The organism is Peribacillus sp. FW305-BF15 (genome assembly GCF_058783805.1).
The window spans coordinates 59,175-79,894 of record NZ_JBYSYV010000010.1; the positions used below are offsets into that span (position 1 = coordinate 59,175).

The 20,720-nt window shown below is 38.9% G+C and carries 17 protein-coding genes, 1 tRNA gene and 2 pseudogenes; 6 read left to right on the top strand and 14 right to left on the bottom strand.

Going from position 1 to position 20,720, the window contains the following annotated elements:
• Positions 1 to 13 precede the first annotated feature (13 nt).
• Together AC3WLU_RS12435 and AC3WLU_RS12440 are read left to right on the top strand one after the other, a co-directional pair.
• Positions 14 to 67 (top strand): annotated as a pseudogene (locus AC3WLU_RS12435) (hypothetical protein); the annotation flags it as partial.
• 22 nt (positions 68 to 89) lie between these two features.
• Positions 90 to 473, top strand: coding sequence for a hypothetical protein (locus tag AC3WLU_RS12440; RefSeq protein WP_492597366.1), 384 nt, complete (start codon positions 90 to 92; stop codon positions 471 to 473).
• A gap of 487 nt (positions 474 to 960) precedes the next feature.
• Here the strand turns inward: AC3WLU_RS12440 and AC3WLU_RS12445 are convergent, their stop codons facing one another.
• The 3 genes from AC3WLU_RS12445 to AC3WLU_RS12455 are packed head-to-tail and all read right to left on the bottom strand — an operon-like array spanning position 961 to position 3,708.
• Positions 961 to 1,272 carry a DUF3870 domain-containing protein gene (locus AC3WLU_RS12445; RefSeq protein ID WP_095679647.1) on the bottom strand — a complete coding sequence of 104 codons (312 nt, stop codon included), beginning with the start codon at positions 1,270 to 1,272 and terminating at the stop codon, positions 961 to 963.
• 28 nt (positions 1,273 to 1,300) lie between these two features.
• A complete protein-coding gene (locus AC3WLU_RS12450) occupies positions 1,301 to 2,506 on the bottom strand; it encodes an acyl-CoA dehydrogenase family protein (protein ID WP_054400504.1) in 1,206 nt (401 codons plus the stop codon).
• A gap of 14 nt (positions 2,507 to 2,520) precedes the next feature.
• Positions 2,521 to 3,708 (bottom strand): CaiB/BaiF CoA transferase family protein, encoded by a 1,188-nt coding sequence (locus AC3WLU_RS12455; protein ID WP_278088984.1) that lies wholly within the window; start codon positions 3,706 to 3,708, stop codon positions 2,521 to 2,523.
• 443 nt (positions 3,709 to 4,151) lie between these two features.
• Between AC3WLU_RS12455 and AC3WLU_RS12460 the strand changes: the two genes are divergently transcribed.
• Positions 4,152 to 5,090, top strand: a complete 939-nt coding sequence (locus tag AC3WLU_RS12460; protein ID WP_492597331.1) for a DHH family phosphoesterase — start codon at positions 4,152 to 4,154, stop codon at positions 5,088 to 5,090.
• Positions 5,091 to 5,207: 117 nt separating this feature from the next.
• Here the strand turns inward: AC3WLU_RS12460 and AC3WLU_RS12465 are convergent, their stop codons facing one another.
• The 4 genes from AC3WLU_RS12465 to AC3WLU_RS12480 form a co-directional block, all read right to left on the bottom strand.
• Complete coding sequence (locus AC3WLU_RS12465; RefSeq protein ID WP_492597332.1) at positions 5,208 to 6,224, bottom strand: aliphatic sulfonate ABC transporter substrate-binding protein; 1,017 nt, start codon at positions 6,222 to 6,224, stop codon at positions 5,208 to 5,210.
• Positions 6,225 to 6,265: 41 nt separating this feature from the next.
• Entirely contained in the window at positions 6,266 to 7,018 is a 753-nt protein-coding gene (locus AC3WLU_RS12470; protein WP_034314377.1) for an ABC transporter permease, read from the bottom strand.
• Positions 6,951 to 7,793 (bottom strand): ABC transporter ATP-binding protein, encoded by an 843-nt coding sequence (locus AC3WLU_RS12475; protein WP_057278916.1) that lies wholly within the window; start codon positions 7,791 to 7,793, stop codon positions 6,951 to 6,953. The genes AC3WLU_RS12470 and AC3WLU_RS12475 overlap by 68 nt, the downstream gene beginning before the upstream one ends.
• Before the next feature lie 287 nt (positions 7,794 to 8,080).
• Entirely contained in the window at positions 8,081 to 10,183 is a 2,103-nt protein-coding gene (locus tag AC3WLU_RS12480; protein ID WP_492597333.1) for a YhgE/Pip family protein, read from the bottom strand.
• Positions 10,184 to 10,520: 337 nt separating this feature from the next.
• Here AC3WLU_RS12480 and AC3WLU_RS12485 point away from each other — a divergent pair, with 337 nt between their 5' ends.
• Entirely contained in the window at positions 10,521 to 11,213 is a 693-nt protein-coding gene (locus AC3WLU_RS12485) for a DUF421 domain-containing protein (RefSeq protein ID WP_427525953.1), read from the top strand.
• 94 nt (positions 11,214 to 11,307) lie between these two features.
• Here AC3WLU_RS12485 and AC3WLU_RS12490 read toward each other — a convergent pair whose 3' ends face one another.
• Both AC3WLU_RS12490 and truA read right to left on the bottom strand, forming a co-directional pair.
• Positions 11,308 to 11,832, bottom strand: a complete 525-nt coding sequence (locus AC3WLU_RS12490; RefSeq protein ID WP_492597334.1) for a type 1 glutamine amidotransferase domain-containing protein — start codon at positions 11,830 to 11,832, stop codon at positions 11,308 to 11,310.
• A 110-nt stretch (positions 11,833 to 11,942) separates the two neighbouring features.
• Positions 11,943 to 12,680 carry a tRNA pseudouridine(38-40) synthase TruA gene (gene truA / locus AC3WLU_RS12495; protein WP_369315625.1) on the bottom strand — a complete coding sequence of 246 codons (738 nt, stop codon included), beginning with the start codon at positions 12,678 to 12,680 and terminating at the stop codon, positions 11,943 to 11,945.
• 575 nt (positions 12,681 to 13,255) lie between these two features.
• On the opposite strand from truA, the pseudogene AC3WLU_RS12500 reads away from it, so the two are divergent.
• Together AC3WLU_RS12500 and AC3WLU_RS12505 are read left to right on the top strand one after the other, a co-directional pair.
• Positions 13,256 to 13,848 (top strand): annotated as a pseudogene (locus tag AC3WLU_RS12500) (site-2 protease family protein); the annotation flags it as partial.
• 70 nt (positions 13,849 to 13,918) lie between these two features.
• The gene (locus AC3WLU_RS12505; protein ID WP_492597335.1) at positions 13,919 to 14,392 is read left to right on the top strand and encodes a hypothetical protein; all 474 of its coding nucleotides are present in this window, start codon (positions 13,919 to 13,921) and stop codon (positions 14,390 to 14,392) included.
• 458 nt (positions 14,393 to 14,850) lie between these two features.
• Here the strand turns inward: AC3WLU_RS12505 and AC3WLU_RS12510 are convergent, their stop codons facing one another.
• The 5 genes from AC3WLU_RS12510 to AC3WLU_RS12530 form a co-directional block, all read right to left on the bottom strand.
• Positions 14,851 to 15,678 carry a hypothetical protein gene (locus tag AC3WLU_RS12510; protein WP_492597336.1) on the bottom strand — a complete coding sequence of 276 codons (828 nt, stop codon included), beginning with the start codon at positions 15,676 to 15,678 and terminating at the stop codon, positions 14,851 to 14,853.
• A gap of 760 nt (positions 15,679 to 16,438) precedes the next feature.
• A complete protein-coding gene (locus AC3WLU_RS12515) occupies positions 16,439 to 17,311 on the bottom strand; it encodes an HNH endonuclease (RefSeq protein WP_492597337.1) in 873 nt (290 codons plus the stop codon).
• Positions 17,312 to 17,518: 207 nt separating this feature from the next.
• Positions 17,519 to 19,153 carry an ATP-binding protein gene (locus AC3WLU_RS12520; RefSeq protein ID WP_492597338.1) on the bottom strand — a complete coding sequence of 545 codons (1,635 nt, stop codon included), beginning with the start codon at positions 19,151 to 19,153 and terminating at the stop codon, positions 17,519 to 17,521.
• A 353-nt stretch (positions 19,154 to 19,506) separates the two neighbouring features.
• Positions 19,507 to 19,923 (bottom strand): hypothetical protein, encoded by a 417-nt coding sequence (locus AC3WLU_RS12525; RefSeq protein ID WP_063577040.1) that lies wholly within the window; start codon positions 19,921 to 19,923, stop codon positions 19,507 to 19,509.
• A 610-nt stretch (positions 19,924 to 20,533) separates the two neighbouring features.
• Positions 20,534 to 20,605: transfer RNA gene (locus tag AC3WLU_RS12530), tRNA-Val, on the bottom strand.
• Positions 20,606 to 20,720: the final 115 nt, after the last annotated feature.

Here is a 20,720-nt window from a genome sequence, read left to right on the forward strand (position 1 = left end):
GGGATATATAAATATGTCTGACATTAATCGTGATATACAAAATGCGGTGGATAGAGCTAATTCCTTCGGCTTAAGCGATTTCATGCATAATGACCCATGTTCAAAAGGCCGTTCTTCACGTAAAAACAACAATAACAGGCGAACTTCCCGCAGAAGCACTAAACGTTGCACGAGCAGGAATCGGTCCACTTCCGGCACGCAAAGGCGCTCTTGCTGGAAACGGAGATCTACATGCAGCACACAAAGGCGCACTAGCAGAAGGAGGTCCACTTGCAGCACACAAAGGCGCACCAGCAGGAGGAGGTCCACTTGCAGCACACAAAGGCGCACCAGCAGAAACCGGTGTTCCATATGCAGCAGACAACGGCGCTCCAACAGAAACCGGTGTTCGTCCAACCACTGCAGTTGGCTTTGCGGCAATAACTTTCGCAATAACCGGAAAAGGTGCTTCTAGTTTCATGGTACCGTTTTAATGTACAACTAATATTTTTTTACTGGATATTAAGCTTTACTTTAAAGTCCAAATTCTATAAAAAAACACAAAACTCGTCCTATAGGGGCGAGTTTTGTGTTTTTAAAATTAGGCTCTTTTCGTAAAGATTGTTGTTTTTAAAACGAAACGATTTAAGGTTGATTGGAGCGGAAGTGCGAGACTCCTGCGGGAGCAGCGGGACAGGTGAGACCCCACAGGCGTTTACGCCGAGGAGGCTCACCGCCCGCCCCGCGGAAAGCGAGCATCTGGAGGGGAAATCAACCACAACTCACTACCTGGTAAATAGCAACAAAGTATGGGAAAACAGCCTAAAATTATCACGATCGTTATATCCATTCAAATGTCCCGTTCCTTAAACAATAAAAACACGGCCATTTATAATGACAGTGGACTTATTTGCCATGTACCTGAACCTATAAAAAAGGATCCTACCCTCTTACATACGGTAGGACCCTTTTCGGTTTCACTTATTTAACGGAGACCAATTCGAACTGTGCATACACATCCTTCAGCCCTGCTTGAATGGCTTGACCAGCCTTCCCACGATAATGATTTTGCACACGATCAATCAATTCTTCGATACCATCTTTCAGGCAATAACCGCGCAGCAGTTGTCGGATGAATTCCCTGCCATGCTCTGTAGCAAGCGTACAGGAAGCCTCGACTATTACTCCATATTTAAAGTCAAGCTCCACCGTGATCGTGATTGAATCATATATATTTCTCGCTGCCATCCCTTGTGGAAGTTTTGCATGCCCTGCAATAAAGTATGTGTTCATCATCTGATCTGATCTCCTCTATCTATAGTTAATGTACGGAAACTTGCTCGAAGGGCCATGCAGGCAATTGCTTGCGAAGCTCTTTATCTTGTCTATAGCCAAGTGCGTATTCACCCTGCATTACAGTATGAATCTCACGGGTTCCTTCGTAAATGACCGGAGCTTTTGAATTCCGCAGAAAACGTTCGACTGGATATTCATCCGAGTAGCCATAGGCACCATGAATTTGAACAGCATCATTGGCCGCTTCATTAGCAGCATTACATGATATCCACTTGGCAAGTGATGTTTCCTTCGTATTCCTTTTTCCTTGATTTTTCAAGGTGCCCGCTTTAAAGACCAGCAATCTGGAAATCTCTAAATTTGCTGTCATCTTGGCAATCATTTGTTGAACGAGCTGATGCCTGCCAATCTCTTTTCCGAATGTGCTTCGTTCATGGCAATACTTCAAGCTTGCTTCCAGGCTTGCTTCTATTAACCCTACAGCACCTGCGGCCACTGTAAACCGGCCGCTGTCCAATGCCGACATGGAAATTTTAAAGCCCTCACCTTCTTCACCAAGCCTATTCTCTACCGGAACTTTTACATCCGTTAAAAAGATCTCGCCTGTATTCCCTGCACGAATTCCTAATTTTCCTTTAATGGCTTTCGACTCCACTCCCTCGAAAGTCCGTTCCACGATAAAGGCAGTGATTCCCCTTGAACCGGCATCATGATCCGTCTTGGCGAAAATGAGGAAATGATCTGCATAATCACAGAGCGAAATCCATGTTTTTGACCCGTTTAAGATATAATGGTCCCCAACACGTTTTGCCGTTGATTTCATTGCCGCTACATCAGACCCTGCATTCGGTTCAGTCAGCCCAAAAGCACCAATCTTGATTCCTTTTGCCTGGGGTACTAAATATTTCTGTTTTTGTTCTTCCGTCCCCCATTGAAGCAGGGTCATGCTATTCAACCCTGTATGTACAGAAACTGCAGTTCGGTAAGCCGTATCTCCTCGCTCCAGCTCTTCACAAACGATGGCTAGGGTATTATAATCCATTCCGACCCCGCCATACTCTTCGGGTATACACACGCCCATCAACTGCAATTCAGCTAACCTTTTTAAAATATGCGGCTGGAATTGACCTTGCCTATCCCACTCTTGAATATATGGAATAATTTCCTTATCCACAAATTTCCTTACCACTTTCTTCACACTTTGCTGCTCTTCTGTTAATTCGAAATTCATCATTAAAATTCCTCCTAAATAATTTTATTTTCCTTGAATTTGCTTATTTGATCTGGACTATATCCTATTTCAGCCAAAATGGAATCGGTATGCTCGCCATAGAGAGGCGGATGCTTTCTCATGGTAACCGGTGTTTTTGAAAGGTTCAGGGGAGATCCCGTCACTTTAAGATCTTCGATTGTGGGATGTTCCATGCTCACCAACATGCCTCTTGCGATGATTTGCGGATCCTCGAACATCTCTGCTATATCATTAATCGGACCATTCGGTATCCCTGCATCATCAAACAGCCTTTTCCATTCCTTCTTTGTCTTACCTCTCAACGAATCCTCTATTATCGGTATTAATTCTTCCTTGTTTTGCAAACGCTTTTCATTATGTTTAAACTGTTCCTGTTCCGCTAAATCAGGTCTGCCTATAACGGTTGAAAATCTCCTGAACTGATCATCATTTCCCACAGCCACGACAAGCTCTCCATCCCTTGTCCCGAACGTCTGGTATGGAACGATATTTGGATGTTGGTTCCCCATTCTTTCAGGGGTCAAGCCACTGAATAAATAGTTGCTGGCGACATTCACCAATGAAGAAACCTGACAATCCATCAATGAAATATCAATTTCCTGGCCTTCCCCCAATTTATCCCTATGATGTAAAGCGGATAAAATGCCAATGCATGTATACAAGCCAGTCAATATGTCAGCTATGGCCACTCCGACCTTCACGGGACTCCCATTTTTCTCTCCGGTGATGCTCATCAAACCACTCATCGCTTGAATGATATAATCATAGCCTGGCAAATCTTTATAAGGACCGGTTAAACCAAATCCTGTAATCGAAGCCATGATCAGTTTGGGGTTGATTTCCTTTAAATCCTCATAACCCAACCCCAGTTTTCCCAATGTGCCTGTCTTGAAATTTTGAATCACTATATCCCCTGAAGCCACCAACTTCCGGAAAATCTCTTTTCCTTCCTCAGATTTTAAATTCAAGGTCATGCTTTGCTTATTTCGATTGGCACATAAATAGTAAGCGCTTTCCCCTTCGGCGAATGGCGGCCCCCACCCTCTCGTTTCATCCCCTGATTCATGATGCTCGATTTTAATGACATCGGCACCCAAATCGCCGAGAATCATTGAACAAAACGGCCCCGCCAAAACACGGGATACATCGATAATCCTGACTCCCTCCAAAGCTCCATTCATATCATCACCCCTTTCAAACTGTCATGGATACACAAAAAAGAGCCAGTAAAACCAACAATGTCATTACATTGAATGTTTCACTGACCCTTATCCACGAACTGTCTTCCTGCAAAGGAAGATCAAGTGAACCAAGTCAATTTTTATGGATTCCAGTTTTTTATGTCAAGCCGGCCATGCAACAAGGTAACTTGTTGTCATCGGTTTGGTAAATTAAGTATAGTTGTATTTTTTGAATTTTGCAATAATTTTGTTTGAGTGTTTTATTACATCTGTTCCGTATACTTTCCGTATGCCTCAGGACTCCCCCCCATCCAAAGTAATCGGAATTGCCTTTACTCGTTTGGCATGTGATGATTGAATAGGTATAACTGTCAATATATGAATTTTACATATTATCAATCGTCGCACGGCAGACAAGGAAAGCTTAAAAAGGGGATGGCGCTATGGACAATAAAAAAATGGAAATAATCGAATCGATCAAGAAATACCACACAATCATCATTCATCGTCATGTAAATCCGGACCCGGATGCATTGGGATCACAACTCGGTTTAAAGAAGCTATTGAAGGACTCCTGCCCTTCTAAAGAAGTCTATGCGGTAGGCGAGGAAGTGGACAAGCTTCTATTCATAGGTGATATGGATGTCATTTCCGATAACAAATATAAAGGTGCCTTAGTGATTGTTTGTGATACTGCCAACATTTCACGGATCAGTGATTCCCGATATGATCATGGAGACATGCTGATCAAAATTGACCACCACCCCGAATACGAACAATTCGGGGACATTTCTTGGGTCGACCCTTCTTATAGCTCTGCAAGTGAAATGCTTGTTGATTTATTCTTGGAATTTCCAGAAGGCTTCATCATGAATAAAGAAGCGGCTAAATCTTTTTATGCAGGAATACTTAGTGATACAGGGAATTTCACGAATGGGAATACAACTCCCAGGACATTAAAAATGGTTTCGCACTTAAGAACCTATAATATTCAGCCAGAAAGAATCCATAACAGCCTTAATGTTAAGCCGAAAAACGCTTCCCGACTTCAAAAAGACATTCTCATGAGCTTCAAGGTAACTGATAAAGGGGTAGCTTACTTCATTATTACGGACGAGCTTTTAAATATGTATGGGGTGGATCGACTCGAAGCTTCGAATTTAGTCAATACGCTATCAAGTGTCAGGGACAATAAAATCTGGGCTTTCTTCATCGAATACCCTTCTGAAATCCGTGTCAGGATACGTTCACGGAATATTCCCATCGCATCAGTCGCACGTCAATTCAATGGTGGAGGACATTCACTGGCTTCAGGCGCTACCATCCATTCCTGGGAGGAGGTTGATCATGTTATCCAAGCATTGGATCAAATCTGTCCATAAAGGAAATTCATGACCTGAGGTGTTTATATGGAGGATTATTTCCCCGCTTAATTAAAATGGATTAATCCGGCCTTTTAAAAAAAGCGCCAAAGCCAGGATGGCTGAGGCGCTTGCTTGTTATTTGGACACTTCTTCAAGAATTGATAAATCGATCATGCCTTTTATATCACTGCTAGGGATATAACCGGCTTCCTTGCTTATGTCGGCCATTTCTTGAATGACTTGCTCATTAACTTCAGTTGTCACTTCAAGGCGTGAAAATGCTGAAGCCACTTCTTCTTTGCTTAATTCTTTTCCAGTCAGTTCCTTCAAATGCTTAATAACCAGTTCTTGGCTTTCTTCAGGATTTTCCTGTATGAACTTCACCGCTTTTTCATGCGCTTTCAAATAGGAAGCAGCGAACCCCTTTTTATCCAAGAACTTCTGGCTTGCAGCCACTACCGTGTTAGGTGAATCTTTTCCCCATGCAAATTGATCCCAGTCAAGCACCAGCTTTCCTTTTGCCTGGTTTTCCAATACATACCCCCATGGTTCCTGGGTCGCTGCTGCATCGACAGACTTTTGAACAAAAAGGGCGGTTGTGTCAGCAGGTGCTGCCGCATACAGTTCAACTGTGCCCCCATTTGTAGTCGGTTTTAAATCTACATCTTGAAGGGCCTTCCTAAGCATGACATCCTGTGTGCTTCCAATAACGGGAATCGCTACCTTTTTACCGGCCAAATCTTTTAAATCCGTAACCTTGCTGCCTTCGCTAGCCACAAGTACGGCACCTCCATTAACAGCCCCGGAGATCAGGTGGTATTCAGGGTTTTTCACGTAAAAGTTAAGCAATGGACCAGGCCCGACCGTTCCGACATCAATGGCGTTTGTGGCCATTGCTTCCATGAATAATCCTCCATTGGCCACTGTTTTGGTTTCAATCTTGACATCTTTACCGAACTCTTCTTCGAAAAAGCCTTTTTCAAGTGCAATGATCGTTGCACTGTGGGTTAGGTAAGGAAAATAACCAATTTTCACGGATTTCCCCCCGGCCCCTTTCCCTTCTTCATCATTACTGCTGGATTGAGTGCATCCGCTTACTATTCCGATTAACAAAACAGACAGAATAAGGGCAAAGAATGATTTTTTCAGCATATTTTTCTCTCCTTTATAACTATTATTTTATTAAACTACCGTTACTTCACTCCCCATTTCAGTTGAACATTACGTTCAAGACGGGAGAAGACGACATTATCCACGATTGTTCCGATGATTGCGATGATGATCATCACGGAGATGACCAAATCCATTTGTCCAAGTGATCTGCCCATTTCCAGCAATTGGCCCAGACCGCCTCCCCCGCCAAGTAATTCACCTGCCATCAATGCACGCCAGGAAAAGGCCCATGCAATTCGGAGACCGGATATTATTTGCGGGACGGATGCTGGTAAAATCACCGTGCGAAGAAAATGAAATCCGGTCGATCCATATGTTTTGGCAACCCGCTGATACAACTGGGGTACATTCCGGAAGCCACTTGTTGCATTAACCGTCATCGTCCAAGTTGCGCCGATGGTCACGATGAAGAGGATCGAAAAATCATTCAATCCAAACCAAATGATCGCCAAAGGGAACCACACGATACTCGGAATGGACTGTAAAGCCGTCACGACGAATCCTAAAGTGTCTTCGACCAATTTAAAGCGCCAAATGAAATATCCTAATATCAGACCTACTATAATGGCAATCATAAAGCCGATCAGGATACGGCCAAGGCTTTTTCCGATGGCTTCGGTTATTTGTCCGCTCATCAGTCCCTTAAACAGAGTTTCCAAAACCTGAGTCAGGCTTGGGAACATGAAATCCGGAAGACTGGAAAGTCTAGATGTGACTTCCCATATCCCCGCTATCATCGCGATGAATATGATTCGTCTTAAAGCTGTAATCATTCCCCATTTCCTCCTTCAGCACTTTTTCAATTTCCTCCTGCAAAATCGATAGAACCCTTTGTTCTGTATGCAAAGTTACACTATCCGGCATAACTCCATCTTTCATGGAAGGAACGGAAATCGTCTCTTTGATTTTCCCGGGACGGGTAGCAAAGACGATAATTTTTTCGGAAAGCTGAACAGCCTCGCGAATATTATGGGTAACGAAAAAGATCGTCACTTTAGTTTTTCTCCAGATTTCGAGCAGCTCTTTATGCAAAACCATCCTCGTTTGCTCATCAAGTGCGGAGAATGGTTCATCCATCAACAGGATATCCGGTTCCATCACCAACGCTCTTGCGATGGCTACCCTCTGTTTCATTCCTCCTGAGAGTTGATGAGGATAGGAGTCAACATATCGGCTGAGGTGAACCATCTTTAAAATGTCCAATGCCTTGGCTTTTGCCTCTTCTTTGGGCATTTTCTTTATCTTCAATCCGTATGTAACATTTTCAAGTACTGTCAGCCAAGGAAATAAACCCGCCTCCTGAAACACGACAACCCGTTCCGGACCTGGCTTCACCACTTTTTTCCCAGCTACACGTATTTCACCCACATCTGCTTTATCAAGGCCGGCAATCAGATAAAGGAGCGTGGATTTACCACATCCTGAAGGGCCGACGATTGAAACGAAGCTTCCTTTCTCGACCTCTATGTTTATCTTATCGAGCACCTTTATGCTTTCTTTCTTTTCATTCTTAAAACTTTTTTCAATACCATCTATTGTTAAATACATAAAGTCACCCCACTTTTATATCGCATCGATTTACTAAACATTATTTCTTAATAATGATTAATCCAATGGTTTTTGTCAACTATAAAAATGCAAAAATTCTAATTTATCGGTATTTTTCTATTCAACTGTCAATGTATTGATGAATATTCCAAACCTACATAAAAATACATATCTATAAATACCATTCAGCAAATAAAAAAACCCGAGCCCCTTTTAAGGGTTCAGGCTGAATATATCCATAATTTTCAACTTCAGTTAACCGCGGTCACAGCACTCTTTCAATTACCTTAAAAAATCCTGCTTCCATACAATTTATCCTTCATCTTTTGTGTCCTTGCATGCAGAGGCTTTTTCAAAATGACACCTAAGATGAACGTGATTATTAAAAAGAGAATCAAGATAAAAATGTCCTTGCCAGCTACACTCCAGGTTATTCCCCCAACAGATTCACGAAGCAAACCCACAGCATAGGTGAATGGCAAGAAAGGGTTAATATGCTGAAAAAAGGGCGGTGTGACTTGAATGGGGAAGGTGCCTCCTGAACTTGATATTTGAAGGACCATCAAAACGACGCTTATCCCTTTTCCAATATTTCCAAGAACGGAAACGAAGGTGTAGACAATGAGTGTAAATACCGTACTTATCAGAACGGAAAACAGGATGTACTCAAATTTATCCGCTACATAAACACCGATAAGGACGATATTCCCAATAGAAACACTAAGGGCCTGCATCACCCCAATGATGAAAAATATTAGATACCGCCCGATATAAATTTGATACGGGCTGTAGACCTTTTGAGAAACACCCACGTTAAGCATGGAAATCAATATTGTACCGCCGACCCAAAGGGAAAGTGCCGTAAAGAAAGGAGACATGGCGGATCCATAGTTCGGTATCGGAAAGAGACTGTGTTTATTGAGCAGAACTGGTTCTGAAAAAAATTCACTTTCTTGTTCAATATCATTCCTTAGGAAATCGATCACTTCTTCCATATTATAAGACTTATCAATTTCCCTCATTTTAGAAGCCAGAGCCTTTATTTTCGTTTCGATTTCCGGAAACTTATTCTGTAACTTATCAATATCCGCTGTACGTGTTTCCAATGTTCGATTGGTCTCATTCAACAGCGTCCTCACCTCAGGAAGAACCTTGGTTCCCTCCTCCATCGTAAGCTGGACATTATTCAATATTGCTTCTGTTTCATTCCAGATTTCATTGAATTTTGGCCCCGTTTCCTTTGAATAGCTCTCCTGGAAGCTTGCCAAGACTTGATCATTGTTCCTGCCAAGTTCGATAAGATTGCCGTATGCTCGGTCATTCAGCGCTTGAAGTTGGTTCGAAGCATTATCCCTTAGTTCATCTACCAGCTGTATTTCTGGCTGAAGCACGTTTTTCTCATTAAATTGATTGACTCTCACCAATAAATTATACATACTGTCCAAAAGGTACAACTCTTTATTTATCCTCGTTACACCTTGTTCCACTAGCTGATCCGACTCATTGTCAGGTAAATCCTGACCCGTTAACCGGTTTGCCAGCACTAAAATGGATTCATTATCGCTCCTTATGTTCGCAATATCATTTTTCAAGAGGGGATTGATTCCTTCGAATGCCTGCCTTGTTGAATCTACATAACTAGAAACGTCCGATACCAATTTGTCCTTCTGTGATGTTATTCCTTCTATCGAATTCAGGCCATCATTGACCCTCTTAATGATATCTTCAGCCTTTTTGACATGTGTTTGAACGGTTTTGATATTTTGTTCAAGCTCAGGCAGTTCAGCCTCTAATAAATAAACCATATTCTTCATTTTTTGAATCGTCGGCAACTCGTTTTGCAAGGTGATTCCCAGTTCATTAAAGATTGCAAGGATACTCCCACTGGCTGATTTGATAAAGGTTTTGCTCACATTGTCCACAATGCTGTTGGCACCCGCTGCCGTAATTTTAGGAGCAATGGAATTGATTTTTTCATTAACATAGTAATCAATCCCCGCCTTCTTAGGGTCATCGGTCATGATCGTCGCAATATGTTCGGAAAAGTTCTCCGGAATGATGATGGATGCATAATAATCACCCTTTTCCACCTTTTCTATCGCTTCTTTTTCCGATGTGAACCTCCAGCCCAGATCCTTATTATCCTTTAACCCTTCCATTACTTCCTTGCCTATGTTCACGGCTTTGCCATTTAACTCCGCACCTTTATCATTATTGGCAACACCGACAAGAATTCCTTCCGTGTTTGCATACGGGTCCCATGATGCAACAATATTAAACCACGCATAAATGGAAGGGATGAACATGAGAAAGACGACTACGATACAAACAAAGAAATTTTTATAAATGCTTTTTAAATCGTCAATGAAAATTTCCTGAATATTTCTCAAAACATACCCCCGTGCAAATGTATTTTGATACTATTATTCGTAGAAATTTCTTAATCGATACTAAGTAAACATATCCATGGATTCATCAAATAAAAAAGAAGCAAGTATTGAGCGGCTTGCTTCATGATATTTCACTAATATGAATGCCTGGTTTATTGAATGTTGTTTCATAATTCATTTTTTATGTATCGCACCAATCGTTTATATCTATTAATTCAAGAGGGGTTCCCAAATCAAAGACGGTTTCTTGTCTGTTTCCTTTACAGAATAAATGGCAAGGTGTAAGAACATACTATCTCAAACGAACTGTCGGGAGTTTTGTAAGGGAGAAATCGTCATGTCGGAATCTGTTGAAATCATCTTTCGAACCTTTACCTCTTTTATTTTATTATGGGTATTTGTCCAACTTCTCGGTAAACAGACAATTGCCCAGAAGACCTATCACCTTTATATCGCTTCCATTACGATGGGGACAATTGCAGGAAATCTAGCATTCAATATTAAAATTAAATTCCTGTATTTCATCATTTCCATAATTATTATGGGTACCGTCGTTTTCATGCTCAATCTTCTAGCGGTTCGAAATCCGCGTTTCGGGAAATGGATTGCCGGAGAACCTGCCACTTTAATTCAAAAAGGAAGAATTCTTGAAGAGTCAATGGAACGGATGGGGTATTCACTGGATTCTCTTAAACAGGCTTTGCGGGGAAAAGATATCTTCAACATAGATGAAGTTGAATGTGCCATTTTAGAGATAAATGGTTCACTCTCTGTATTAAAAAAAGAACAATACCAAAATGCCACCAAGCAGGATTTACCAATACTGCCCCCAGCAGGTTCTGTACCGATTGAACTGGTCTATGACGGAAAAATCTTATATGATAACCTATCCACACACACCTACAATGAAGGATGGTTGATGGCTGAACTCAAAAAAAGGAACCTTGTTGTTTTTGATATCTCGTATGCTGTCGTAGGGACAAAAGGAAATTTATATATTGATTTGATTAAGGATCAATCAAGGGAATGATCTTTATCATTATCACTATTAAAATAAATTTGGGTATGGATAAAAAAAGTGTTTTTTCCAGAAGGAAAAAACACTTTTTCACCGTACTATGGATTTAACCCTTTTCAATCACGTTTATCAATTCCCTTAAATAATCCGGCAGATCAGGCGGACGCCTGCTTGACACAAGGTGTCCATCTACGACGACGGGCTCATCTATCCAAGTTGCCCCTGCGTTTTCCATATCATCTTTAATGCCAGGTGTACTCGTTACATTCTTCCCCTGTAAAATTTTCGCGGATATCAACACCCAACCAGCGTGACAAATTTGCCCAATGGGTTTTTTATTTTCTTCCATGCTTTGGATAAGGGATATCACTTCAGGAAACCGGCGAATTTTGTCGGGTGCCCAACCGCCCGGTACAAGAATGGCATCATATTCTTCAGCCTTGATACTGCCATACTCATAATCAGAAATGGCTGGTACACCATATTTTCCAATGTATGTTTCATTCGACTTTTCTCCGGCGAGATGAACGATCGCCCCTTCTTCTTTTAAACGTAAAATCGGATACCAAAGCTCTAAATCTTCAAAATCATGGTGCACAAGACTGATTATTTTCTTTCCTGCTAATCTCATGAAAATCTCTCCTTCTTTCGTACTTTCCGCTTTACCATTCTTCCCTATTACTTCCCTTTTTCTACTGCCTGTACACATTACATTCATTAACACATGCATCAATATCCGGTCTAAAAATCAACCTTTACCAAGTATAACCCAGCTGCCTCCGCCATACGGCCCGTTTGGATTCTTTCTTTTGACTCTATAATACTTGGTATATTTTCAGCATCTATTTCATTTAACCCTACTTCTATCAACGTCCCGACAATCTTCCTAACCATATTATAAAGAAATCCATCGCCTCGCACCGTAATTTCGATGAAGCCGGCATTCTCTTCTATATCAATGGTATATATTTCACGCACCATGGATTTTTTCTTGGATTTTGCATTTGAAAAAGCAGTGAAATCATGTTCACCTATAAAATGTTGACATGCTTTTTTCATTCTAGTGATATCCAGCTTTTCCTCTACATGCATACTGTACTTTCGCATGAAAGGATTTGTATATGGCTCGTTCCAGATCTTATACAAATAGGTTTTATCCTTAGCATTATAACGTGCATGAAAACGTTCAGGGACTAACGTAACCTCGACAATGCTGATATCTCTTGGTAAATATCTATTCAAATAATCCATGATTTCAACTTCAGTCAGATTTTCACCGATCTTAAAATTGGCGATTTGAGCAAGGGCGTGTACACCGGCATCCGTTCTGCTGCATCCGATGATCTCGATTTTTTCCCCTGCCATTTCCGTTAATACATTTTCTATTTTCCCTTGGATCGTATCATCACTATTACCAAGTCGCTGCCAGCCTTTATAGCGCCCGCCATCATATTGAATGGTCAATTTATAATTGTTCATTGCTTCCTCCTTATTTCATCTAAACAGAAAATTCTCATTAAAATACAAGCCCCCATACAACTCCTGCTGTATGAGGGAACAGATGGTCTTCTTAGAAAAACTTTTATATTGTTAAGGTTTTGTACCATATTTCGCCACCGCTTACAAAACCATGAATTATGTAAAGGTGACAGCATCTTATCTATCATTCGATAGTCAATCCTAGCTGAAATGCACTTCTGCATAGTGTACCAAAGTGGCTAGCGTCATGCAACGAACGATTCACCTTCACATGCATTTTCTGTGCAACTTTGTGCAATGCATAAAAACACACAGGAATGATATTTGGATATGCTGTGACATCAAGGATTTGAGCCTTTGTTAGTTGATGACCTGTTAGGGCCCTAAATATTAAGGACAGAACTCTATCTTAATGAAAGTTAATATTCTAGAAAAATATCACTAAGATGATAATAAATGGATTATCCAATACGATATAATAAGGATATTAGTAAGATTATAAATCAAGAAGGAGCTCAGATAGACATAGTGTTACTGGGGTCATCTGTTTTCCCATTTACTCTAGGAGGTACATTTTGAAAGAATCTAAATCGAAAAAAGGATGGGTAGGTTTGGGGGCAATCGGGTTATTTTTCCTTGGAAAAATGAAATGGTTGTTTGCGCTATTGAAATTAGCAAAAGTAGGTTCCCTGATTTCTATTTTCGTTTCATTAGGAGCGTATGCCTTGGTTTACGGTTGGAAATTTGCCGTAGCCCTAGTCTATCTAATTTATATCCATGAAATGGGGCATTTACTTGCTGCAAAGAGAAAAGGCATCAAAACATCCAATGCCATTTTCATCCCTTTTGTCGGAGCATTAATTGCCCTTAAGGAAGAACCCAAGAATGCTAACCAAGAAGCTTATCTTGCCTTCGGAGGTCCTTTATTAGGTACATTAGCATTTCTACCAGCCATCCCCTTATTTATGATGACGGAAAATCCATTTTGGCTTTTAGTTATTACACTTGGAGCCATGATTAACCTATTTAATCTAATGCCTGTGCACCCTCTTGATGGAGGACGTATAGTGGGAGTCATCTCCACAAAGCTTTGGGTAGTAGGGATTATCGGGATGGTTGTATATTTATTTCTCCATCCAAATCCATTCTTAATTCTTTTCTTATTATTGGGCATTTCTAAGTGGTGGAAAGAAATTCGTAGCGAGACAACCAGAAATCAAAGAGACATCATCATTGAATTGAATCAATTTGGATTAAGGCAACTAGAACAATATGCAGCTGCAACAGATGAAGAAAAAATTCGCCTGGTTAATATTTGGAATATGGAATCGAGCCAACAATATGAAAAGTTTAACAACATGAAGAGTTGGCATATCCCGCTATTTAATGATAATAAACTAAAAGAAAAACAGCTGACCGAGGTAAAATTAAATATGTATAGATCCTTAATGGATGCTGCTAATACGAATGAATACCAGAACGGACCGACCGATTTTGAAAATATAGGCACCTATGAACGAATAGCAGCAAAGTTCTTTAAAGAAGTGCAAGAACAAACTGAAATTAGGGATAAAGAGAAATCCTATTACTCATCGAGTCTCAAAACAAAAGTCATCTGGTTCTCAATATACATTGGGCTTGCCATTTTCTTAATGATAACAAGTTTATATGCAGGTGATTTAATGGAACAATATAAAACTTCATTACCGTAATACATTATGAAAGGGGGACCTCAATTTATGAGTGTCCCATAAAGACTGTACAAATTTGGACGTTGATTGGAACGTAGGGCACTCACTTTCCGCGGGCGGTCCGGGCGGTCCGGGAGCTCCTCGGCGCCCCTTCGCCTGTTGGGCCTACCTTGGACTCGCTATTCCCGCAGGAGTCTCGCACACCCGCTCCAATCAACTATGTTTAAAAACTTGCGGTGATGAGGATGCTTTCGAAACATAATAATTCCATTCAGCGAGATCAACTTGAAATGATTACTTTATATCAACTGGTGCCTGCGAACCATTTCGTTCGTAAAATGGAGGCTTCCATTGACTAAGAGGATATTGAGAAAGCCCTCGTTTGGATTATTAATAATTAAGTAAATACCCCTACAAGTAACCTTCTAATAATTCTTTCCGTTAAGGATTATGGTGTTATTAGACAAGAAAAAGAGGACCTAAAACACGTATAATCTATCGACTTCATCCTGTAAACCTAATTTTATCATTTCATGAATGACCAATTCTTTTAACGCTATCTCATTTGCAATTAAGTAAGTAAATTGGACATCTCTGATGAAAGCCATTTTACTTTCTGTTGTTGCAGAATTAAAAAAGGCTTTCACTTCTTCCAAGTTAATCGTCATATCTTTTTCAAGTTTGTATGGGAGAAAATTGATTGTACTGTTCTCTACAGATATTATGCCTAACCCATCAAGAGTTGGTAAAATGGTTTGTTGCTCTCTTTCTGTCCTTACTTTTATTTCCACATAATGATAGATATCTTCTATTCGTTCGCTATCGAATGTGGCTATTATCTTTTCCACTACATAGTTTACGTTCTCTTCAAAAACCTCATCTTCAGGTTCTACTTGTTTTAGTTCTTTAAGCAAAAGAATATACTGACCCTCTTCTTCCAGGATATTAAAGTTAGAAATAGTTAAGGCACCTTTCATTGTACAAACCAAGTTAAGAAACTCCCTTATATTCCTTGCTACAATCTTTATTTGTGAATCAAAATCCATTGGACTAATACATACAACAAAAGCATTCTCTAAATCAGATACTGTTCCGAAGTCAGTTAGAAATCCGAAATGTATGCCGTCAACGCCTGTACTAGCAAATGTAATGACATCATAAGGAGTATTTTCATAAGGGGAGAAGTCAAATTCTAAATAAAGGGATAATTCACTTAAGGAGTAGCCTTCTTTTTCAATTTCCTTCTCTAATTTATGGAGCTTTTCAATTGTTGGTGGCATTTTCAAATACTTTCCGAGATAACTCACAATTTTCTCCTTTAATATTGTGCCTTATTAGGTAATTTAAGATTAACTTTTGTGTTAAATTATTACAATATTAAACCATCTTAAGTATTGGCGACCCCAATTCGGCTGATTTCATCAAAAACTAGTTTCACTTGGTACAGCTGATTATATCGAACATGAATAGACATAGACTGATTTAACAAGTTCACAAATTCACCTATGTATCGTTCAGAAAAGGAAGACAAATGGATTGCATTTATTTAATTCATGTTGAAGGGACTATCTCTTCGTAAAACAGCCGAAACACCGAATCGGTGATGGTCTTATTTTTAACCTTTATCGTTAGCAGATAACAAAAGGCATTTACTCAAAGTTCCTTGAAATATTTATTATCACAAATAATTGTCCTGTAATACGTTTTACTCCTTCTCTATCCGCCACCAATTGAGTAAATAATACATAATGAACTATATCTTTAAAAACAAAAAAGGCCCAAATCCTTGTTATATCAAGGATCTAAGCCTTTGTTAATTGATGACCTGTGAGGGATTCGAACCCACGCCCCCTTCCCTGTCAAGGAAGAAGAGTGAATCGAATTATAACAGATTCAGTTGGAAAACGTTGATTTAATAGCCTAATATTTTTTCTATGTAGGATTTAAACAAATGTAATTGGTGGCATGTTGGTATTGCCACCAGGCTGCCACCATTATTATATTTATCAAACCTTTGACTTTAAAGTGTTTAAAGCCATGGATCCTATGAAATCCATGGCCTTTTGTTCACCGCTGCAAATATAGTAGTTGCTTTAGTTCACTTGTTGATAACCACGGTCGTTTTCGGTGTAGCATACGGTGGCAGTTAGCGCATACTAGGGCGATATCCTCTACCTTTGTTTCTTGGTTATCGTCCATTTCCGATACAGGTTTCGTATGATGACCTTCTATATAACCATGTCCAAGTTCACCGTAATATTGTTGGAAATCAAACTCGCATACTTCGCAAAATAACTTACCGTGCTGTTGTAAGAATCGTTCCTTTGCAAGTTTAATAACAAGGGGGTTTCTTTCACGTACTAGATGCTGTTTTAATTTAACCTTTCCTTCTGGAAAACCTTCGTCATCTTCCGTAAACCCTATACGATCAATTTCATTAAGTTTACGTAGTACATTACCTACGGAACTAAAACCGTACTCTAAAATTGCGTTTCCTTCTGTATCAGTAATACCTTGTCCAGACATAGTGTTATTTGCAAATTTAATATTAATATTGCTTAGATATACGGGGTTATCAAACACTTTGAAGTCGGTAAGAATTATACATCCTATTTGACCCGTATATGCATCAGTTCCAAACATGGTTTTCATTCTACCTATAAAACTTTCCTTATCTTCATCACCGTTAGCATTACGGTATCTGTCCCATGCTTCACCTGCCGTTAATACCTCGAAACGTATGTACGTAGCCATACCTAATACGGCTCTTTCTCCTTTAACTCTCTTATCATTTTTAACAAGAAAAAAGAACGGTTCCCCCATGGTTATCGATTTAAAGTTTTTAGTGTCCTTACGCCAAAAGTTAAATTCATCTGCTACATTATGCGAAGATAAATTCGTAAACCATTCCCTAGAAGTAACGGCAATATAACCATTCATGTTTAAACCTCCTGCAACTAACTAATAATGCCTGTAAAATATTGTATCATTCTATTAACGTTAGGGTAGATTTTTAGTTTTTGCAGAATTTAATCTCGGTTATGCAACCCACTACGTTGTTCTGATGCAATAATTTTAGATGACTTGAGAAACCCTTTGAATTTAATTATGATTAAATTCAAAGGGTTTTTTATCAGAAATCTATGTTTAATTTAGAAGCTTCCAGAACGCCATATCCTCCATAATTTCGTATCTATTATTGGTAACAGACGTGACTAAGCTATAGTGTTTTTGAAGTTGAGCTATCTTTTTAACTATCTGCTCACCCTCAGCCTGATTTTCTGGACTGAAGATAGCTTGTACTTCCTTCTTTTTAATGGTAGGTACTCTATGTATAATCCAAGTCAATATATACTGAGCATAGTCATTATTTGTAGTTGCAAAGTGGTCTAAAAATTGGGTTGATAGGATTACACCAACGCCATATTCTCTTCCTTCTTTCATAATTTTCTTTAAAGAAGAGAAGTCTTGACTCAAGAAATTATCTGCCTCATCAACAAGTATCATTTTCGTTAATTCACGATAATCTCCTTGTATCGTACTGTGCCCTTTTGTAGACATCTGGGAATAGAAGGTGTCCAAAGTGATTCCTACTATCAAGTTCTGAACACTTGGATCATAACCAGCCAGATTTACTACCGTTACGCCTTGTATCATGTCATATAAGGACTTTGTATTCTCACTATTTGGAGAAAAGATCTCAAAATCATAAATTTGTTTTAGTGCTGCATAAAGACTATCTTCTTTTACATCCTCCCTATCCATTAATCGTTCAAATACATTATTTAATGTAGGTGGTACCAGACCCCATGTAGCCATATCAGCCTTATAAATACCAGCTTGTGAATAAGCTTCAATGATTAAATCATTCAATAACTGCTGTTGCTTTATACCTAAATTAAAAGCATTGGCAATTGTTTCTTTAATGGTACTAGCTGTATGCAAAGGCAATAACGGCTTTAGTTGTTTTCCTCTATATAAAGATAACGGATTATACGGAAGGTGATATGGATGATAAACTGTAGCGTTTGTCGCCCCTATAAAGTCATCTTTGATATAGTCACCTTTATAGTCAAAGATGAGAACATCAATAGGTGTTCCATTTACATTAGATAGAGAACCATCATGTATCTGTTTAATGAGCGATTTAGTAAACTGAGTTTTACCCGTCCCCATCGTACCAATAATACCTGTATTCGTATGCATGATTTTACTAGTCGTAGTTGGATACCAATACAATGGTTCATTGCTGTTGGGTGAATGACCAAAAAGAATTCTTAATGGTTCTGTTTCGTCAGGCAATTTTGTAACGGAAGTTTCTATAACTAGAGAACTGTTATGTGAGTCATGATTCGCCGTAACCGAAGCAATTGCATGGCTTTTTTCATAAATATTTTTCAAATTTTGCTTTTCTTCCGTTTGCAGTTCCTCAGGCATTTCCTCCTGTTTCATGTTAGGCATTTCGCCCTTCGTTTGTTTATATATATCCTCCCAGCCTTTTTTGAATCTCTCATATGCTTTTTGCATTGCGGATGGTGTTAAGTGGGTATAAACGTAGTAATTGTCTTTTACAAAGATATTTTTCTTTTTACTTCCATTTTTGGCTACGAAGTATTCTGAATCGGAAGTGCGGATTCCTGTGAACTCTATTGTTTCAATTGTTTTTTGTAAATCTTTTTCCATGAAGAACTGCCAGAAGTTGCGGAAGTTTTGTGCGTGTGATTTTTCTGCCCATCTGATTATTTCTCCATCTATGTTCATTTCAAATTCATGAGTGCTCATTAGTAAATCCTCCTATATTTCAACTCTTTATATATTAGATTACTAAATTTTAGCTGGCAAATATAAATAAAGATATTAAATGAATTGGTTCTGTTACAAAAATTTTTAGAGACTTGCAATTAATTTCAAATTTTTGGACATGACGATACTATTACTCTAAAGAAGGTGCGTGATCAAAGTTAGAAATCAGGTTTAAACCTAAGGTTTCTAAGACAACTCTTCTTTCTCTGGGTCTTGTCTTATTGGATATCAGTTTAATTTCTCACTCAAAAATTAAGCCAGAGAGATTCTCCAAGGGTGGCTTCTTTTTCTTGTTTTAGTTTAAAGTCGAGTCTCCATTTTCTTAGAGTACATTAATTTATTAACATTTTATCCAATTCACGAACTTTATCATATGACTCCAATAGTTGTTCAGGTATTAATGTTCTCCCATAATCCCAAGCATTAGTTTCTATTTCAGATTTCAGCTTTTCTTTTTCTTCTTCGTGACCATACATTAAAATCCTTAAATCATGTTTGTTTTTCTTAAAATCTAAATAATAACCAATCATACGATAAAGAATAATTTTAACAAAGTCTTCCTCTGTCTCTTTTATTCTAATTTTCCCTTTATAACCGTTAACTTGAAGGTAATTGAATTTTATAGTATTGGTCGATACGTTATAACTCATAGGTGCACTTAGGTTATTGTCAAATTCATAAATAATATCCAAATTGTGCTCATTTAATGTGTTATTAATTATCTTTCCGATATCGCTTATATAAAGCATTTAACAATCACTTCCCTTTTACAGACTTACCAAATTATAGTAGTAGATTAAATACTTCATCCTTTATCAATATAATAAACTGTTGAGGTATTAAAATCATCCGTTAAAAACAAAGGGAATATTTACTATATAATACTGAAGTGGAGGGTAAGGGTTGTAATTCTTCTCTATATTGTTCTACCATCATTTTAAGTGAAGGCATTGTATTATACTTTTCAAGCCAAGAAACATCGTTTGCTGATATTTTGCATAGTCTTCATGCGTCATGTTCAGGGCTTCCAGGAAGTATTCCCGTGCATGGTATTCAGTAGTGAGTAATCCAACACATTATAGTAAATTGGATTTTACCGAAGAATATGATTATGTACCTTTTAAAGAAAAGCCAAAAATACGGTCTTATTTTTAACCACCATCGTTAGCTGAATAAGCGAAAGGCTTTACCTACAGTTCATTGAAATATTAATCATTACAAATAATTGACCTGTATTAGGTTTAAATGTTGCTCTATCCGCCACCAATTCAGTAAATAATACATAATGAACTATATCTTTAAAAACAAAAAAAGACCCAAACCCTTGTTATATCAAGGATTTGAGCCTTTGGCAGTTGATGACCTGTGAGGGATTCGAACCCACGACCCCTTCCCTGTCAAGGAAGTGCTCTCCCACTGAGCTAACAAGTCGTATGTAAATCAAGCTCTATAGAGCTTGGTTTAAAACTTACTTAGTTGCTGACTTCTTTTCTGAACAAGATTTATTATATAGTGGTATTCAAAATAAAACAAGTAGTTTTGCTAA

Bases quoted from the DNA above. Each gene is read 5' to 3' on its own strand.
- AC3WLU_RS12440 (WP_492597366.1), top strand. From the start codon at position 90: ATGACCCATGTTCAAAAGGCCGTTCTTCACGTAAAAACAACAATAACA.
- AC3WLU_RS12445 (WP_095679647.1), bottom strand. From the start codon at position 1,272: ATGAACACATACTTTATTGCAGGGCATGCAAAACTTCCACAAGGGATG.
- AC3WLU_RS12450 (WP_054400504.1), bottom strand. From the start codon at position 2,506: ATGAATTTCGAATTAACAGAAGAGCAGCAAAGTGTGAAGAAAGTGGTA.
- AC3WLU_RS12455 (WP_278088984.1), bottom strand. From the start codon at position 3,708: ATGAATGGAGCTTTGGAGGGAGTCAGGATTATCGATGTATCCCGTGTT.
- AC3WLU_RS12460 (WP_492597331.1), top strand. From the start codon at position 4,152: ATGGACAATAAAAAAATGGAAATAATCGAATCGATCAAGAAATACCAC.
- AC3WLU_RS12465 (WP_492597332.1), bottom strand. From the start codon at position 6,224: ATGCTGAAAAAATCATTCTTTGCCCTTATTCTGTCTGTTTTGTTAATC.
- AC3WLU_RS12470 (WP_034314377.1), bottom strand. From the start codon at position 7,018: ATGATTACAGCTTTAAGACGAATCATATTCATCGCGATGATAGCGGGG.
- AC3WLU_RS12475 (WP_057278916.1), bottom strand. From the start codon at position 7,793: ATGTATTTAACAATAGATGGTATTGAAAAAAGTTTTAAGAATGAAAAG.
- AC3WLU_RS12485 (WP_427525953.1), top strand. From the start codon at position 10,521: ATGTCGGAATCTGTTGAAATCATCTTTCGAACCTTTACCTCTTTTATT.
- AC3WLU_RS12490 (WP_492597334.1), bottom strand. From the start codon at position 11,832: ATGAGATTAGCAGGAAAGAAAATAATCAGTCTTGTGCACCATGATTTT.
- truA (WP_369315625.1), bottom strand. From the start codon at position 12,680: ATGAACAATTATAAATTGACCATTCAATATGATGGCGGGCGCTATAAA.
- AC3WLU_RS12515 (WP_492597337.1), bottom strand. From the start codon at position 17,311: ATGAATGGTTATATTGCCGTTACTTCTAGGGAATGGTTTACGAATTTA.
- AC3WLU_RS12520 (WP_492597338.1), bottom strand. From the start codon at position 19,153: ATGAGCACTCATGAATTTGAAATGAACATAGATGGAGAAATAATCAGA.
- AC3WLU_RS12525 (WP_063577040.1), bottom strand. From the start codon at position 19,923: ATGCTTTATATAAGCGATATCGGAAAGATAATTAATAACACATTAAAT.